Origin of the sequence: Flavihumibacter stibioxidans (assembly GCF_014332695.1) — a bacterium.
GTDB classification, from domain to species: Bacteria; Bacteroidota; Bacteroidia; order Chitinophagales; family Chitinophagaceae; genus Flavihumibacter; species Flavihumibacter stibioxidans.
Genome location: NZ_MBUA01000028.1, coordinates 1 through 18007, shown reverse-complemented (window position 1 = coordinate 18007; position 18007 = coordinate 1). Strand labels below are relative to the sequence as shown.

Annotated in this window: 17 protein-coding genes; 15 read left to right on the top strand and 2 right to left on the bottom strand. The window is 46.3% G+C overall.

Going from position 1 to position 18007, the window contains the following annotated elements; translation table 11 throughout:
* Positions 1–82: 82 nt before the first annotated feature.
* Together BC349_RS15670 and BC349_RS15665 are read left to right on the top strand one after the other, a co-directional pair.
* On the top strand, positions 83–682 hold the full coding sequence (locus tag BC349_RS15670; protein WP_187257731.1) for a hypothetical protein: 600 nt from the start codon (positions 83–85) through the stop codon (positions 680–682).
* Positions 683–761: 79 nt separating this feature from the next.
* Positions 762–1364 carry a hypothetical protein gene (locus tag BC349_RS15665; RefSeq protein WP_187257730.1) on the top strand — a complete coding sequence of 201 codons (603 nt, stop codon included), beginning with the start codon at positions 762–764 and terminating at the stop codon, positions 1362–1364.
* 188 nt (positions 1365–1552) lie between these two features.
* Here the strand turns inward: BC349_RS15665 and BC349_RS15660 are convergent, their stop codons facing one another.
* A complete protein-coding gene (locus BC349_RS15660) occupies positions 1553–2821 on the bottom strand; it encodes a DUF2130 domain-containing protein (RefSeq protein ID WP_187257729.1) in 1269 nt (422 codons plus the stop codon).
* Between the two features lie 103 nt (positions 2822–2924).
* Here BC349_RS15660 and BC349_RS15655 point away from each other — a divergent pair, with 103 nt between their 5' ends.
* The 6 genes from BC349_RS15655 (at position 2925) to BC349_RS15630 (ending at position 9634) form a co-directional block, all read left to right on the top strand.
* Positions 2925–4196 carry a gluconate:H+ symporter gene (locus tag BC349_RS15655; protein WP_187257728.1) on the top strand — a complete coding sequence of 424 codons (1272 nt, stop codon included), beginning with the start codon at positions 2925–2927 and terminating at the stop codon, positions 4194–4196.
* A gap of 11 nt (positions 4197–4207) precedes the next feature.
* Entirely contained in the window at positions 4208–4684 is a 477-nt protein-coding gene (locus BC349_RS15650; protein WP_187257727.1) for a RidA family protein, read from the top strand.
* 4 nt (positions 4685–4688) lie between these two features.
* Entirely contained in the window at positions 4689–5807 is a 1119-nt protein-coding gene (locus BC349_RS15645; RefSeq protein WP_187257726.1) for a D-TA family PLP-dependent enzyme, read from the top strand.
* 8 nt (positions 5808–5815) lie between these two features.
* A complete protein-coding gene (locus BC349_RS15640) occupies positions 5816–6883 on the top strand; it encodes a dipeptidase (protein ID WP_187257725.1) in 1068 nt (355 codons plus the stop codon).
* Between the two features lie 124 nt (positions 6884–7007).
* Positions 7008–8489 carry an alpha/beta hydrolase-fold protein gene (locus BC349_RS15635; RefSeq protein ID WP_187257724.1) on the top strand — a complete coding sequence of 494 codons (1482 nt, stop codon included), beginning with the start codon at positions 7008–7010 and terminating at the stop codon, positions 8487–8489.
* A gap of 74 nt (positions 8490–8563) precedes the next feature.
* Entirely contained in the window at positions 8564–9634 is a 1071-nt protein-coding gene (locus tag BC349_RS15630; protein WP_187257723.1) for a Gfo/Idh/MocA family protein, read from the top strand.
* Here the strand turns inward: BC349_RS15630 and BC349_RS15625 are convergent.
* Positions 9629–10477 (bottom strand): metallophosphoesterase family protein, encoded by an 849-nt coding sequence (locus BC349_RS15625; protein WP_187257722.1) that lies wholly within the window; start codon positions 10475–10477, stop codon positions 9629–9631. The two genes, BC349_RS15630 and BC349_RS15625, sit on opposite strands and share 6 nt — an antisense overlap.
* 1301 nt (positions 10478–11778) lie before the next feature.
* Between BC349_RS15625 and BC349_RS15620 the strand changes: the two genes are divergently transcribed.
* The 7 genes from BC349_RS15620 (at position 11779) to BC349_RS15590 (ending at position 17805) form a co-directional block, all read left to right on the top strand.
* On the top strand, positions 11779–12330 hold the full coding sequence (locus BC349_RS15620; RefSeq protein WP_187257721.1) for a hypothetical protein: 552 nt from the start codon (positions 11779–11781) through the stop codon (positions 12328–12330).
* 229 nt (positions 12331–12559) lie between these two features.
* Entirely contained in the window at positions 12560–12970 is a 411-nt protein-coding gene (locus BC349_RS15615; protein WP_187257720.1) for a hypothetical protein, read from the top strand.
* Positions 12971–13896: 926 nt separating this feature from the next.
* Positions 13897–14436: a hypothetical protein gene (locus BC349_RS15610; protein WP_187257719.1), complete on the top strand. Its 540-nt coding sequence runs from the start codon at positions 13897–13899 to the stop codon at positions 14434–14436.
* A 1011-nt stretch (positions 14437–15447) separates the two neighbouring features.
* Complete coding sequence (locus BC349_RS15605) at positions 15448–15798, top strand: type II toxin-antitoxin system RelE/ParE family toxin (protein ID WP_187257718.1); 351 nt, start codon at positions 15448–15450, stop codon at positions 15796–15798.
* Positions 15779–16084: a helix-turn-helix domain-containing protein gene (locus tag BC349_RS15600; RefSeq protein ID WP_187257717.1), complete on the top strand. Its 306-nt coding sequence runs from the start codon at positions 15779–15781 to the stop codon at positions 16082–16084. Before BC349_RS15605 ends, BC349_RS15600 begins: the two co-directional genes overlap by 20 nt.
* A 234-nt stretch (positions 16085–16318) precedes the next feature.
* Positions 16319–16996 (top strand): DUF6000 family protein, encoded by a 678-nt coding sequence (locus tag BC349_RS15595; protein WP_187257716.1) that lies wholly within the window; start codon positions 16319–16321, stop codon positions 16994–16996.
* A gap of 251 nt (positions 16997–17247) precedes the next feature.
* On the top strand, positions 17248–17805 hold the full coding sequence (locus BC349_RS15590; RefSeq protein WP_187256071.1) for a hypothetical protein: 558 nt from the start codon (positions 17248–17250) through the stop codon (positions 17803–17805).
* Positions 17806–18007: the final 202 nt, after the last annotated feature.

The window sequence follows — 18007 nt, the reverse complement described above, 5'->3', positions numbered from 1 at the left end:
CCGTTGAAATCAACTGTTCATACTACCTGGTGGGGCAGGAGATGGGTTTACTGCTAATTTGCAGCCTCAAACCTATCTAAGTATGAAAAAAATTCTTGCGGGTGTTGCCGTACTGGCAGCCACAGCGGTATCGCTATCTGCGAACGCCCAGAAAATCAGATTAACAGAAGGAGACCTCGCCAAACTGGCTGCCGAAAAGCAGCTCAATCTCGAATTCGACTATTCGGACATGAAAGTGGGTAAACTCAGCGAGGAAGAATTCATTAAAAAGAAGACGGCCGAATACAACAAAAAAGAAGCGGGAAAGGGCGACGCCTGGGCCAAGGCCTGGGTGGAGGATCGTGAAACACGCTTCGAGCCTAAGTTTATACAGGGATTGACGCAATTCAGCGGTATTACGGCGGGAGTAATGCCCGGTGCAAAATACACCTTGAAAGTTCATACCACTTTTACAGAACCGGGATTCAATATTGCTGTGATGCGAAAGAATTCAGAGACCAATATGGAAGTGGTGCTGGTGGAAACCGCCAACAAGGATAAAGTGCTGGCTAAAATTACCCTCGACAAATCTCCCGGCGGTGCCTGGTTTGAGAATGATTTTGACACCGGCGAAAGGATTTCTGAATCTTATGCCAATGCAGGAAGGGTGTTGGGTGGATTCATTCGAAGCAAGGCAAATTAAGGACGAATGGTTGATTGATACAGCCGCTTCACCGGAAGCGGCTTTTTTTGTAATTTGACATCCTAAAATTAACCAATCAATGAAAAAAATGCTCCTGGGAGCTGCTGTTATTTTATTCAGCGCCGTATCCCTGAATGTGCAGGCACAAAAAATCAAACTGGTCAATGGTGACCTGGGCGTGCTGGCAGGCCAGAATGAGATCAATACCGAGTTTGTCTATGATGGCATGTCGGTCGGAAAGTTCAAAACAGAGGAAGAGTATATCGCCAAAAAAACGGAAGAGTATAACAAGAAAGAAGCCGGCAAGGGCGACAGCTGGGCGAAGTCCTGGAAAGCTGACCGCGAGGCCCGCTTTGAGCCCAAGTTCAATGAGCTCTTTGGCGAAAGCAGTGGGATTACTTCGGGCGGATCACCTAAGGCGAAATATACCATGATCGTAAAAACCATTTTCACGGAACCTGGTTTCAACGTAGGCATCTGGCGCGAGAATGCCAGCCTCAACCTGGAAATATCCATTGTGGAGACAGCCAACAAAGGGAAGGCCCTGGCGGAGATCACCGTCATGAAAGCCCTCGGCCGTACTTTCGGCGGTTTTGATTTTGATACCGGCGTACGCCTGGCCGAAGCCTATGCTGATGCGGGTAAGGCGCTGGGTAAGTTTGTAAAAAGCAAGGTGAAGTAGGGGCAGGCGTCTGACGTTTGTGTTCGGTGAATTCCGTAATCCTAAACGTCAGACGCCTTGGGGGAACACAGGCGTCTGACGTTTGAATGAACGGGACAGGCGTCTGACGTTTGCATCCGCGGTATTCCGTAATCCTAAACGTCAGACGCCTTTCCGTAGATCTAAACGTCAGACGCCTTACCACCCCCTTACCCCTCATCCTCCTCGCTTTCCTCCAGCAGGTGCAGGTCCACGGACTCGGTGCCTGCGATGCCTTCAATACTGCCACGGATATGCGCGGCGTTGAGTAATACTTTTTCCAGTTGTTTCTCGCGCGATTTCCAGAGTTTCTCCATGGCGTCGCGCTCTTTCTGGATCGATAGTTTCATGCTCATGAACCCTTCGCGGATGGCCTTCCATTGCTCGCTGAATTCATTGCTGGTAAGGTAGTCGTACAACATGTGCATTTTATCTCCCCTGTTCTCCTGGTTGCGCACGGCAGTATAGACCTTTATGATCCCGTCCCTTAACACCTGGGCCAGTGGTTTCACTTCCGCGAAAGAGCAAATCCAGATGCCGCTTTTTTCACCGAACTGTTCCATGTCGTCGGGCATGGTCTGGGTTACGAGGATGGCGATATCGGCCCCCTGGCTGCGCATATCGGCCTTGAGTTTTTCGATCCAGTCCTTGGTGAATCCCTTTGTGCGCTTGCTCTCATAAATGATCCTGCCACATTCCTGCCCGAACTGGTTGCGAACCGTCTGGATGCAATCGGCTCCGCGCACCCCTTTACCAACTTCACTCACGATATCAAAGGGGAAAGTGGCTTTCAGCATCTCTTCCAGCGCCAGTTCCTGCACTTCACCCTGCAATTGCGTGCTGCCCTGCTCGGCCTTGCGTCTCATTTCATCGGCCAGTTTCTTCTGGTCTTCCAGTTGTTTTTCCAGTTCTTTCAGTCGCATCTGGAACTCGGATTCCTTTGCCGCGATCCGCTGCTCTTCCAGTTTCCTCAGGTCTTCTGATAGTTTGCCCCGCTCTTCCTGCAGCTTGCGCTGTAATTCAATTTCCAGTTCCGCTTCCTTGTTTTTCAGCTCCTGTTCCTTGCGCATGAAATCCAGTTCTTTCTGGCGGGCATTCCGCAGTTTTTCTTCATTCTCGCGATTGGCATCCTGCAGCACTTTCAGCTGGTTCTCAAAATCGGCATACATGCTTTTGCGCAGGTGCTCTTCCAGTTGCTGGTTCTGTTTCTTCAATTCCTGGTCGAGCTGCTGCCGGTAGGCCGATTCCTGCTGGCGTTTGAATACTTCAAAAGCTTCGTCCTTCCTGCGCAGTTCTTCCTCCTTCTGGTTGCGGTATTCGATCATCTTCTCCCGCAGCTCCTGTTTTTCTTTTTCGATGGCTTCTTTCAGCTCATCGTTCAGGGCTTCTTCCAGTGGAAATTCATGCCCGCAATTGGGGCATTTTATATTGGTTGCCATTGATCCGGTTTTGGTGGCAATATATGGATTTGATCGTCATCTGCAGTTAATTTGGTCATCCATTGAAAATGCCCTAATATGAATACCCAAATTGCCATTGCTTATGCGAAAAGGTTTCAGCATTCATCCCTTTATCGGTTTTTTACTGGTGTCGGTTCTGTTGGGACTTTGCTTCGGGTTGCCACCAATGGGGATTGTGTCCGCTGTTGAAAAAGGAGTGGGGGATATTATGTCCGGTTTGCTGATCCTGCTGGTGCTTGGCGCCATGTTTGGCAAGATCATCGCTGAAACCGGCGCCGCACAAAGGATTGCGGCACTGATGCTGAAGATGGCCGGACCAAAATACATCCAGTGGGCTATGGCCCTCATTGGCTTCGTGATCGGTATTCCACTGTTCTATGGAGTCGGATTCGTGCTGCTGGTGCCGCTCGCTTTTTCCGTATCCTACAGCAGTAAATTATCTCCGGTATTTGTCGGACTGCCAATGCTCGCTGCATTATCGGTTACTCACGGTTTCCTGCCGCCGCACCCTTCTCCTTCGGCCCTGGTGGTGCAGTTCGGTGCGTCCATGGGACATACCCTGATCTACGGCATCATCGTGGCCATTCCTGCCATCATCGTTGCTGGTCCCATTCTTTCGCGTTTCCTGAAACAGATGCGCAGTGAACCGCTGGAAGCTTTTCTCGCCCCCGAAAAAAAAGAACAGGACCTGCCCGGAAGTTTTGTGAGCATCTTTACCGCTTTACTCCCCATCGCGCTGCTGGTGATCACTACCCTGGTGCCTGCCATCTCTCCGGGTGATACATCGTTGAATAGCATCCTGGCTTTTATCGGATCGCCTTCCGTCGTGTTGCTGATCGCCCTGGTGGCGGCGGCGGTTTTGCTGGGAATGCTCAACAGAATCTCCATGTCGCAGATCACGGCCTGGTGCGGCAGCGCCACAAAAGACATCGCCCCCGTATTATTAATAGTAGCCGGCTCGGGTGCTTTGAAGCAGGTGCTGACAGTATCCGGTACCAGCGACATGCTGGCGAATTCCCTCCAGGGCCTGCCTTTGCACCCACTGGTGCTGGGCTGGCTGATGGCCGCCATCATCCGCGCCACCATCGGCTCTGCCACAGTAGCCGGACTCACCACAGCGGGTATCATGATGGCCTTCCTGCAGCAAACCGGAACGGATCCCAACCTCATGGTATTGTCCATCGGCGCCGGCAGCCTCGCTTTTTCGCATGTGAACGACTCCGGCTTCTGGCTGTACAAAGAATATTTCAACCTCAGTATTAAAGAAACCCTGCTCTCCTGGTCAGTGATGGAAACTTTGGTTGCCATCGTTGGATTAGTTGGCGTTTTATTGCTGAATTTTATACTTCACTAAAAGACTGAAAGATGACTACGCTGAACGCAGACGAAAGATTTGCACAACTCGGACTCACCCTGCCGCCCGCTCCCAAACCACTGGGTGTGTACAAGCCCTGCCTGGTGGATGGAAAATATCTCTATGTTTCCGGTCATGGCACGGTGCAGGAAGATGGCAGCCTGATCATCGGGCGAATAGGCGAAACCGTTAGCATGGAAGATGGCAAACTGGCAGCAAGGCAGGTGGGACTCGCGATTCTTGCCACCATCAAAGCCAATATCGGCAGTTTCAACAAGATCAAAAGGGTGATCAAAGTGCTGGGAATGGTGAACTGCACCCCCGATTTTGAAAAGCATCCTTTCATCATCAACGGGTGCAGTGAATTGTTCGCGCAGGTTTGGGGAGAAGAGAACGGCATCGGAGTGCGCAGCGCGGTAGGCATGGGATCATTGCCTGATAATATCCCCGTTGAAATTGAAGCCCTCTTTGAACTGCATGAAAGCTGATCAAATGGAAAACAATAAACCCTGGTACCAGATTGATGGTGCCGACATGCTCGATTCCCCCGCCCTTGTGGTTTTCCCGGAAAGGGTGAAACAGAATATTCAGGCGGCGATCGCTATGGTCGGCTCTCCATCGAGGTTGCGCCCCCATGTGAAAACCCATAAAGCCGCTGAAGTGTGCCGCCTGATGCTGGATGCCGGTATTCACCAGTTCAAGTGTTCCACCATCGCGGAAGCGGAAATGCTGGCACTCGAAGGGGCGCGGGATGTATTGCTGGCCTACCAGCCCGTTGGGCCGAAAGTAGACCGCCTACTGCACCTGGCGAGCCGTTTCCCGCAAACGACCTTCTCCTGCCTGGTGGATGATCCCTTTGCCGCTTCGGTTTTGTCTGCCAAAGCCCTGGATAAAAACCTGGTGCTGCCGGTATATCTCGACCTGAATGTGGGCATGAACCGCACCGGCATTACCGCAGGCGATGCGGCGGTGCAGTTATACGTCCACGTTAGTCAGCTCGATGGCCTGCGGATATTTGGCCTGCATGCCTACGACGGACATATCCGCGAAACGGATCTAACGCTTCGCACCCGTCAGGTGGACGAAGCTTTCGGTCCAGTTTACGAAATGATCGACAGCCTGGAAAAGCAGGGCTATCCCGTACCAGCCCTGATCGCAGGCGGCTCACCCAGTTTCCCTGTACACGCAAAAAGGGAAAGGGAAATCTGCAGTCCGGGTACCTTCGTGTACTGGGACAAAGGCTACGGCGATAAATTCCCCGACCAGCCCTTCGTTCATGCGGCACTGGTAGTAACCCGGGTGGTCTCCAAGCCGGGCACCAACCGGATCACGGTGGACCTGGGACATAAATCCATTGCTGCTGAGAACGAACTGGCCAACAGGGTCTTCTTCCTGAACGCAGCCGGACTGGTTCCCGTTGGGCAGAGCGAAGAGCACCTGGTGCTGGAAACCGCGCATCCGGAGGCCTTCCAGGTGGGTGACCTGCTCTATGGGGTACCCTACCATATTTGTCCCACCGTTGCACTGCACCAGTTTGCCACCACCATCGAAGACCACCGGATTACTGGCAGATGGATGACCGTATCGCGGGATCGTTTTCTTACCATTTAAAGAGTACCATGTTTACCATAGACGCGCACCTCGACCTGAGTATGAATGCACTGGAATGGAACCGCGACCTCACCAGGCCGGTGGTGGAAATAAATGAACGGGAGCGGGGACTAACGGATAAGCCTGACCGCGGAAAGGCGGTTGTCTCCCTTCCTGAACTGCGGAAGGGTGGCATCGGACTGGTGGTAGCCACGCAGATCGCGCGTTATGTGGCGCCGGATAACCCGCTACCCGGCTGGCATTCTCCGGCACAGGCCTGGGCACAGAGCCAGGGACAACTGGCCTGGTACCGCGCCATGGAAGCGGCGGGGGAAATGGTGCAGATAACCGACAAAAAATCGCTCGAGGCCCATCTTCGGCTGTGGATGGACGATAACGACCACAGCACCATACCCATCGGGTATATCCTGAGTCTGGAAGGGGCGGACTCGATCATAGATATTTCTTACCTGGGCAAGGCTTACAACGATGGATTAAGAGCCGTTGGTCCGGCACATTATGGTCCGGGTCGCTATGCCATGGGTACCGATGCCACAGGCGGATTAAGGCCCGGTGGGCGCGAGTTGCTGAAAGAAATGGAGCGGCTGAATATGATCCTGGATGCGACCCATCTTTGTGATGACAGTTTTTGGGAAGCGCTGGAAATTTTCGGGGGTTCCGTTTGGGCCAGTCATAATAATTGCCGGGCCCTGGTAAACCACAACCGCCAGTTCAGCGACGACCAGATCAGGGCGCTCATAGAAAGGGGCGCAGTGATCGGCGGGGCCATGGATGCCTGGATGATGGTGCCGGGATGGGTGCGCGGTCAATCGGATCCCCGCACCATGAACTGCAACCTCGAAGTGCTGGCAGATCACCTCGATCATATCTGCCAGTTGGCCGGCAACAGCCTGCATGTCGGCATCGGTTCCGACCTCGACGGTGCATTCGGCAAAGAACAATGTCCCTATGATGTGGAGACCATCGCTGATGTATCAAAGCTGGAAAGCATCCTGTCGCGCCGCGGCTACACCCAAACTGATATCGCCAATGTCTTCCACGGCAACTGGGTCCGCTTCCTGTTGAATGCCTGGTAATGTGTATTTGTGGTAGGATGCTGATCTTGAATTTGCCATTTACATATGCGGATCGGCGATTTATACACATTTATGAATTTTTAGCCATTCATTGCGGCTAGTTTAGGAACAATAAATTTTTTGTATGAAAAATCGTGTTGCTAAACTGTTTTTCCTGCTGGTATTGGGTATGGCTAAGTTGCCTGCAGGCGCGCAGGTTAAAATTTATGTACACCTGGATTCCACATTGAAACAGAATTTCAGCGGAAGGTTGTTTTTATTTACGCAGAATGACACCACAAAGCAGGTAACTGACCAACAGGATTTTGAGCGGCCACAGGCATTCTTTGCCAAAAACATCCGGAACTGGTCTAACGGGGATGCCCAACTGTTTGGGGAAGGTGAAGAAGCCATTGGTATTCCCCTGAACGGCCTGCAGCCAGGATACTATAAAGCTGCGGCTTTAGTGGATGTTAACGAGGAGGAGAGAGCTTTTAATTTTAGTCCGGGTAACGCCTATTCACGTAAAGATGTCATTTTCAAGGTTGACAGTGCCGGAAGGGGGGAAGCGCATATTCGTATCAATACCTTGATTGAAGAAAGACCGTTCCTTGAAACGGAAAAAATAAAACTACTGAAACTGAAAAGCAGCCTGCTGACGGATTTTCATGGTAAGGATGTACTGATGAAAGCAGCGGTTGTGTTGCCCGAAGGATATACGTCAGAAGATTCGGCAGCCTATCCTGTGGTATTTGTTGTGCCGGGCTGGGGAGGGACGCATTACGATGTATTACGTGGAAAATTTGCGTCTGAACGGTACGGGTTTAACCAGGGGAAGAAAAAGATTTATGTGTACCTGAACCCTGAAACCCAGACCCGCTGGGGCTTACATGCATTCATTGATTCGAGGGTGAATGGTCCCTGGGGCAGGGCGCTGGTGGAAGAACTGATCCCTCACCTGCAATCAGCATACAGGGTGTCAAAATCTCCCCGGCACTATTTTGTGGTGGGTCAAAGTTCTGGCGGTTATGCGGCACTGTGGTTACAGTTGAATTATCCTGCTGCCTTTAATGGTTGCTGGGCGGTTTCACCCGATCCCATTGATTTCAGTAATTTCCTGGGAGTGAATCTCTACAGGGATAAAAACATGTTTACCAAGGCAAATGGCGATGTTCGACCCTTATATATAGTGAAGGGGAAAGCCCTGAGCAGTATCCTGGCTTTCAGTAGGGATGAACAATTTTATGGTGATGGTGGCCAGATGCAATCCTTTGAAGCCGCTTTCGGGAACAAGGGGCCGGATGGACGTCCTATTCCAATGTTTGACCGGCATACAGGGGACATTCTGCCGCAAGTGGTGAAGGAATGGAAGGCGTATGACCTGGGCTGGTATGCCAGTCAGCACTGGAAAAAACTGAAAAGATCAATTTCCGGAAAGATTCATGTGTATGCAGGTAAGAACGATAATTTCCTGCTGAATGAGTCTGTGGTTGAATTTTGGAAAAAGGGTGCTTTACTGGAGGCCGACTGGAAAGTAGATCTGATACCGGCAGCAGACCACTGGTCCATCTGGTCAAAGGATTTTACCACTAAAGTGCAGCAGGAGATTGATGCCAGGATTCAATAAGCCAGGGAATCTCTATCTTTAATCATTATGACCAATATTGTATTGGTTGGTGATTAAAAATTACACATTCTGAAATGAGGAAGATCCGAGTTCTTGTAGTGGGTTGTGGCAATATGGGTGCCTCCCACGCAACCGCATACCATCACCTGGATGGCTTTGAAATCTGCGGCATTGTGTCAAGGGGAGATAGTAAGGAAGTATTGAATAAAAAATTGGGCGGTGGATATCCACTGTACAGCGATTATGCGACAGCGTTAGACGCCACCAGCCCGGATGCCGTCTGCATCTCCACCTATCCCGAAACCCATGAAGCCTATGCCATCATGGCCCTGGAAAAGGGCTGTCATGTATTTATCGAGAAGCCGCTGGCCGATACGGTGGAAGGTGCGGAGAGGGTTGTGGCGGCCGCGGTTAAGGCAAATAGGAAACTGGTGACGGGTTACATCCTTCGGCATCATCCGTCCTGGCAATATTTTATCAAAGTGGCGCAGGAAATGGGTAAGCCCCTCGTGATGCGCATGAACCTCAACCAGCAAAGTTTCGGCAGGACCTGGGGCGTGCACAAGAACCTGTTGCAGAGCCTGAGTCCCATTGTGGACTGTGGGGTGCACTATATTGACGTGATGTGCCAGATGACGCGGGTCAAACCGGTGCAGGTCAGCGCGATTGGAGCAAGGTTATCTGAAGAAGTGCCGGCGGGAAATTATAACTACGGTCAGTTGCAGATCCGTTTTGAAGACGGTTCGGTGGGCTGGTATGAAGCGGGTTGGGGACCCATGGTCAGTGATACCGCTTTTTTTATCAAGGATGTATTCGGGCCAAAGGGTGCTGTTTCCATTGTGGCGAAACATGCCAGTGCGTTGGGGAAATCAGATTCCATTGAGTCGCATACACAGACGGAGTCCATCAAGATCCATCATGCTGCGTTGGATGAATTTGGTCAATTTGTGCAACAGGATGAATGGGTGGACCTGGCCGATGAGCCGGATCACCAGGAACTCTGCAACCGCGAGCAGTTATATTTCCAGCGTTCCATCCTGGACGGGCTTGATCTCACCGATCATATGGATGACAGTGTCAACAGCCTGCGGATTGCTTTCGCCTGTGATGAGTCGGTACGGACAGGGCAGGTCGTAAGTTTATAAGGAATTATAGATATTCAGCTCGGACATTTTTTCCAGTGGGTTCATAATATAGGTCAGCAAGCTATTGTCCTCCAGCAGTTCCACCACTCTGAATCCCTTGTAGGCTGTGCCCCAGTTGCCGCCGAAATGTCCGTCGAAGAGGAAGGGGATATTGCCCATCATCTTCACACCGTCCTGGTCGTGGTCGTGACCGTTGAACACGGCACGCACATTGGAGGAATCCCTCAGCAGTTGCTGGAAATCTTTCCCGTCCACAGCGTGTTTGGTCCATTTCACCGGCGTGATGTGGATGAAGATGAAAATATTTTTCGCACTCTTATACTGTTTTAATTGCTGGCGGAACCAATCCGTATCGGGAGCCAGGTATTTACCCTTTTCGTCAGCCGTGGTGCCCAGCAGCAGTACATTGTCGCCCATTTCCACGGTATGGTTAACCGGCATATTCCACACCTCCTTCCAGCGTGCCTCGCTAACCATATCGTGGTTTCCCTTGGTAACATAAAATGGGGGCTTGATGGCCTTCAGGGCTGCAGCAGCGGGCTCGAGGAAAGCAGGGTTATCGTGGATGATATCTCCGTTCACGATGCAGAACTGCAGGGGAGAAGCGGTATGAAAGGAATTGATCGAAGCCGTGATCAGGTTGAAGTTTTCTGCAAACGGTGTATTTGGTTGTCCATAGTGACCGTCTGATGTGATGGCGAAACGGAAGCGATTATCCTGGGCGGGATGGCCGTTATAACCGGTAGCATCCAACGGGGAAGCCTGTACGCTGCGGATGCTGCCATTGGCCATGAGCAATAACATGGAAGCCGACAGGTTTTGGAGGAATTTTCTTCTCTGCATGATTTGACAATTTTGTGGTAAACATCAGGCGGAGCCACTAAGATCCACCGATTTCGTGGCCTGCATGAAACACTATTACCCGGCAAACATCAGGATAATTACACAAAAATCTGCGGAATTGCCCCTATGTTGACCATTAGTTAATATTGGCAGTGCTGGTAAAAGCCTGGCAGGGGCTGTTGGCGTAGGTAGGGAGAAAAGCGGGATTTATTGGTACGAATGAACCACCATGGTCCGTGTTTTTTTGTTAAGAATTAAGCAAGAAGGCAGGATCTTTTGGTGTGGCTGAACCAACCATAGAATCTTTTGTTGCGGATGGACCATCCATTGCATCTTTTGGTGCGAATGAACCACCCATTGCATATTTTATAGTGGCCAAAATTGTCAACTTTTCCTAATGCCGAACATTCGTGTAAATCCCCAACGACCTCAAGCCTAAGATTTTGGGAATCAGTGAAGACGGGAAAGCCGGGACAGTCAGAATAGTCAGGACAGTCAGTGAAGACAGCTCAGTCAGGGAAGTTAGGACTGTCAGTGAAGTAAGGACAGTCAGGGAAGTCAGAATAGTTAGAATAGTCAGGATAGACAGGGAAGTCAGGGAAGTTAGGACAGCGAGGACAGGATGGGAAGTGGTAAGTGCGCATATGCCGTATTACATTTTGGTTTCGCAGATTTGACCGATCACCTGGAAAAAGCTAATGCTCATTTTTGGTCTGGTGAGGAAGTAGGCGTTTTCGGTTTGGTGCGCAGGTGGTTTTTGGCTCTCGAAACTGTTGGTTTTGGCTCCCGAAACTGTTGGTTTTGGCTCCCGAAACTGTTGGTTTTGGCTCCCGAAACTGTTGGTTAGGCATCCATATCCGATGGTTGGGGGATTTTATTTGGAAACAAACTATTTCGCCAATAGTTGATCGTGCTACCCGGGAATATTGCAATATTACCGGTAGGATATAATAGTCAGATATCTTATACTCTGACACTTGCAAGTATGCGTAGCAATATATATATTACCGTGCTGAATGATTGTCTGCGGTTATGTGACCGAGGAGGCGAAGCTATTAGGGAAAGTAAAATTTGGTATGGGAAAGCAGCTATTTGCAGCAAGTTATTCTAGTATTGATGAATTGCGCTATCCAGATAGCGCAATAGAAATTTTAATCGTATACTACCAGGAGACAATTCATTGATGCATATGCGCAATCCAGATAACGAACAACCTTCTCTCTGAAAACCAAAACAATACAAATTACGCAATACGCGGACAATTCATAAATACATTCGTTGTATGCCATAACAAACCCTTAATGCAGAGAGCTTTTACTTTTTTCATAATCGTTTTACTGACGGAGACTTCTTTTGGACAGCTTCCGAAAAATACAATGAAAAAAATGGGACAGAACCCAATTGTGTTTTTAGACAGCGTAGAATGTGAAATATCTTATTTGTTAACAATAAATCCATTTGACATTTCAAACATAAGTATTGTAAAACCAAAAAAAGCTAAGACACTTTTAAGCGACAAAGGTGTTGACGGAGCTATTTATGTAACGACTGTAAAAGCAGCCAAGACTATTTACTGGAAATATCTTAGCTCAAAGTCTGACGAGTACCGCCGTATTTTCACTTCGCCTCAGGCTGACACAACTGCTCAATACATATTAAACGGAGAGGCATTGTCTGACAGTGCTGCTCCAGGCAGTTTGTTTCTTAAAAACAACAAGAACTTTAAAACCATAAATGTAATTGACAAACAAGAAGGAAAATATTTAATGGACAATGTAGTTCCCAAACGTTATATTGTAATCATTACTGCTAAACGGCCCAAAGGACTTGTAAAGCAGAAGTCTACAACATAGTTACGGCATACAACAAGCGGTTTGGCAATATGGGGGGCGACGCAAATAAAACCAACATTTTGTTCGCTATTTGACATTAATTCCAACCATAGTATAAAACCGGCCATTGGAATAAACAATGAACTTATATTTATGAATTTAACATCGGCTACGAAATGACGATTTACAAATACCACCATATCGCCAAGCCGTGAACGTTGTGCGCAACCAGAACAAGCAATCCGTAATAATGAGAATGCCAATTAGAACCGCTTTACTAATTCTTGTATTTTACAGTTGTGGGGTGACAAAGCCATTGCCACAAGATTGTAGCGGTTTTCGCACTGGTAGATTTATTTTAAAAATCTACAACGAAAGCGGAATGGGACATTGGAATAAGCTGACCTACTATGTTACCCGTGCTGACACTTTAGAGATTGTAACGTCAACTCATTTTACACAGGATACATCAATTTATAGGATTACCTGGACAGGACCTTGTGAATACAAATCACTTCTGCTTAATCCTAAAATTGAACTGGATAGCTTTCTACTTCAACAAAACCCTACTGGCACAAGCCATAAGATTGTGAAAGCAACAGATGACTACTTTATTGTGAAAAATTATGGAAGGAAAGATACAATTTGGAAAGCACGATGAGCCGATTGGTATGCGCACAACAGTCGTATTAGCAAAAGACAGGGCGGGACGGTAAAAGTCATCGACATTTAATCTTTAATGAGCAACAGATCAAGCTTGTAAATTTTCAATTGATCTTTCGAAAATAATATTTAACCATAGAATAAAATAACCTATTGGCCGAGCGGGACGCTATTAATGCCCTGCTTTCGCCAATACGTAAACGTTGCACGCTACTTGTCCTAATCCTATAGTGTAGCTACCCGGACAGAAATTCGAGCAGCTTACTATTCGGGACGACTTAAATTTGACATACCGAGGGTTCAAGCATATCAGAATTTGAACATTACAATTAATAGCTGATTGGGGTGCTTGAATTGTAGGACGCAATATTGGTTGAAACTTTTCCTGTGGGCACGGTACCCCCTGTTCTTGTTAGCAAGCAAAATAGTAAGGTGGGCAACTCTCGATGCGACATTTCATATTGTATGGCAACACCACCTACCGCGACTGTAGAATTCAGCTATCGGTGTAACACCGCACCCTGATATTCTAAAGTGTTCAAAGTTGGTAAGGTGGGTTGTAGAATTAATAGTTGGTTTTCTGGAATTCGATCACCGCAGTCTCCAGGTGCAAGAGCGTAATGAAGTGTAAAGTGGGGTGCGGAAAAAATTAGCAAAGGTATTGAAGTGAAGCATCCGCGACGCGACAAGTAGACATTTCCATATGACTTGAGCCGGATCTGCTGCAATGAAAAAGTATAAGTAAATTATTCAAATCCGGAGTGAGTACGCAGCGTGCAACAGTGGTATTGCTATAAATGCGGGCGGGACGACTCTGAAATTCGAAGAACAAAACACCTTTTAACAAACAAAACAGTCGGACATGCTGCGGGGCCGCACTTCAGCAATACCCGGCCGTTGGCTGCTATACAAAACGACCTCACTATGCAAAAGGTGATTACGACACTTATACTTTTTTTCATTGTGACACAAACTTTTGCACAACACCAAAGAATGTTATCAACTTATTTGTTGACACAATACAACAAAACACTTTATGACAGGACAATTGGTAACAATCCTTGGGGAGTGGGTTTTGGACTTCAAAGTATTCTTAACAGCAAATCAAAATTTAAACCAACAATTGAACTAACAGGTGACATTTACTTGGAAGACGATAAGGTTTTAAGACTAAATCCTGACGGGTCGACACCAACGAATTACAACGATGTTCGTGGAATGGTAAATCTTTTTATAGGGACATCTTTTAACCCGACACGAAGTGTTTACTTGTCGTTTATAGCTGGACCAAGTTTTATAAGTGGACAGACAATGCTAGGGATAAAACCATCATTTGGTTTCTACTTTTCAAAATCACAAAAGTGGACAGGTAAAATTTCGTACATCAATATTTTTGATCGCGAAAAGACAACAAAAGAGGACTTCGGTTCAGTAAGTTTAGGTGTTGGACTTAAATTATTTTGACAGTACAGCAGCCAACAGTCGGTTTGGCAATAATGGCGGCGGGACGCTCTTAAATTCAACATTTGAGTTGTTATGGAGCATCAGTTCAAGCCAATGAAAAAAGCCGGTCAATAAAATGTAAAAAATCTTTTATTTATAAATGTAGCAGCGGTTTCGGCTGAAGAATTTCAACTACCGCCTTATCGCCAAGCCGTATTCGTTGTGTGCAATTCTGGGGACCCACATTCCGACACATTAAAAACTACGCCTACCCGGTTGACAATATCAATACTTGATTATTTAATATTTTAAAAATGAATTGCTACATATTTCTTTTGGTTGCATTCTCATCGACATTTCATGTTAACGAAAAAGCATGCGACAAACTAATTCAGGGAAAATATATGGCAACTATTGACAAACAATTTAAAGACACGTACGGAAGTTTTCAGCTAACAATAAATGACACCACTGCAACCAGAAAAATAGGATTTTTGACTGACGTTTATAAGATACAAAAAATCAAAGAGTGCAATTTTTGGTTTACCAAGACCTACACGGTCGACACAAGTAATATGACTGAACTAAATAAACAAATATCTAGTCTTGGACAACCATACTACGACATTCAGTTTATCAATACAGACACTTTAAAGTTCGTATATCGACAAAATCCACACATTATGATAAATTCCGGAATACTTGTGAAAGTAAAGTAGAGAAAAGACTTTGGGAAAGAAGAACTGCACACAACATAAATATTGGCTAAAGCAGGGCGGGACGTTGGCACTTCTTCAGTAGATCAATGATGGGCATGGGATCAAACTTGTCACGATTTCTACTAGGCTATTGGAATTATAAATGAACATTTGTAAATAAATAAATCTGCAAGCCAAGCGGGACGTTAGTAATGATCCTGCCTTCGCCAATACTTGAACGTTGGGCGTCATGCCTGGGCACCATAAATCGTGTCGCGTTACTAAAATCGTTTAACATTTGGATTTTGTTACCTAAATAGGTAACTTTGCTTACATGGAGCAAAAGGGTAAGGTAAGGCAGGTTTTTGTATATGGTGAATACTTTTGGGAGTTCTATAATAGACAAACGCTGAAAGTCAAAACCCGCATTAACTGGACGATTGGAATTTTAGAGGAAATCCCGATTGTACCTGAAAAGTATTTGAAACACAATATTGGGACTGACCTTTATGAGATTAGAGTAAGTGCTGGGAGTAACATTTTTCGAATATTCTGTTTTTTTGACGAAGGCAGGCTCGTTGTACTTTTAAATGGATTTCAGAAAAAGTCTCAAAAGACACCTGCCACCGAAATCGAAAGAGCGGAACGATTAAAAAAAGCATATTATGAAGACAAAGAAAAATAATTTAGTATCGTTTCAGGAACACCTTGACAAAGAATATGGCGTAAAGGGAACAAAGAAACGGGACAAATATGAACAAGGCTACGAGTCCTTTAAGCTCGGCGTTATGTTGCAAGAGCTTCGCATTAAGAATAATCTAACTCAGGAGCAACTGGCGGAGAAATGTGGGACGACTAAAAATTATATATCACGTATTGAGAACGACGCGAGTGATATTAGGCTATCGACATTGATGAGAATAATTAATGAGGGACTTGGCGCAAAATTGGAACTTTTAGTGCATACCTAATAGTTCAAGGCACGAACGCCCAACAAAAGTATTGGCAAAAGCAGGGCGCGACGACTAAACATCAGCAGTAGATCATTGATGAACGTTAGTACAGTCTTGTAACGGCTTCAATTGGGCTTTTGGGTAATAAACATGAACTTTAGAAAATTATAAATCTGCTGGCCGGGCCGGACGTTAGTAATGCCCCTGCCTTCGCCAATACTTGAACGTTACCAGCAGTAATATTCCGACAGCATGAGCATCAAAAAACTTTGGACAAAACTATTCAGCCAAAACGACGAAGCGCCAGAAATTGCATTACACGTTTCAGGAGCAACAGTTCGACATAGAAATCCGTTTGAAGAGCTTGAAGTTCCAAGAAATGAAGAAGGCTTTTCAGAAGAGTTCATAAACAAGTGGGTCGTTCCATTTTATATGAACAGTTTATCGAATGCCGATGAATCAACTATTAAATCATTTGTGGACGCAGCTAAAGAAATAAACCTTGACACGGTAAAACTGTTATTGAGTGACTTTGACTGGCGAACTCGAATAACAGGAGCTTTCTTTTCAGCCATTAACAATTACACAGAATTAGAAGACATTATCGGTAGACATTTACTAAAAAGCGAAGTTTGTTACGCTGGCTCTGGCTACTGTTTGGCGTTAGCGACTTTTCAAACAGACAATGCAAGGGAGTATCTAATAAAATATTTAGACTATTACCTAAACAGAAAAGATTTGTGGTTTGACCAAGCCGATGCTTTTTGTGCTTTGGAATACCTTGACAAAGAAGAAGCAAACAAACGACTTGACAAATGGAATTTATTTGTAGCGGATAAGCAATACTGGAGTTTAGATAAATCAAGACAACATTTCAATAGTTGTATTTTGACTCTTGAAAAAATCAGAAAGGCAAAGAATGACGGTTAAGAATTACTGCTGGTAACATGCAGTTTTGCGTTAGCTGGGCTGACGTAAGGGGAGAGCCCAGCAACAGTAATTCTATTCATCTGCATTTCGGGCTCGACCAAACACGGATGAACAATAGAATATAATATCATCTTTTACATCTTGTATCAGCTTCAGTTCCGGACGGGACATTCTTCGAATGCCCCGCCGAACGCAAAGCTGTGAACGTTGGCTGCAATTTTAACAAACATAAAAATGAAACAAATAATTCAATGGATTGGACACTAGTTATAATTCAGGGAATTGTTATCGCCGGCTTCACCAGTTGGATAAACTACTTAGTAGGAAGATGGCAAAAAAAGCTTGATTTTCATTATGACTATAAAAAGTATATACTGGAAAAAAGGAAGGATGCGTACTCTTCAATAGAAAAGGCTTTTAACGAACTCAGGAATATCGAAAAAAATTATAACGTAGCGGACATTTCCCAGTCAAACAAAATTCTGAGACGAGTTATTGAATCGACCCAATCATCAATCTGGGCAACTCCAGAACTATTAATTAAGCTCAAAGACTTGCAAATGTTTTTTGCAGAACTCCTTGTTTTTAACAACATGAGTTCGTTTGAAGAGGGCCAAGAAATGACCCCAACAGACATTAAAAGGTTTTGGGACACTTTCCGAAAAAAACACTCAAAATATCAAGAGCATTTAAATGGACTAGAGACGGTCTTTTTTTCTGACCTAATGAACTTAAATGATATTGATAAGTTCATTAAAGTGCGATCAACCTGGAAGGGGTTTTCTATCGATCCTAATATAACTCAATAAAAACTGCAGCCAACAAGGGCATTTGGCTTACCAGGGCGGGACAATGGAACTTCAGCAGTAGAACAATGATGAGCATTGGCCCGGGCTTGTCACGGTTTCAATTAGGCTTTTGGTTATAAATATGGACATTAGTAAATAATATATCGGCTGAGCCGGGCTGGACGTTAGTAATGGCCCTGGCAAACCAAATCCCTAATCGTTA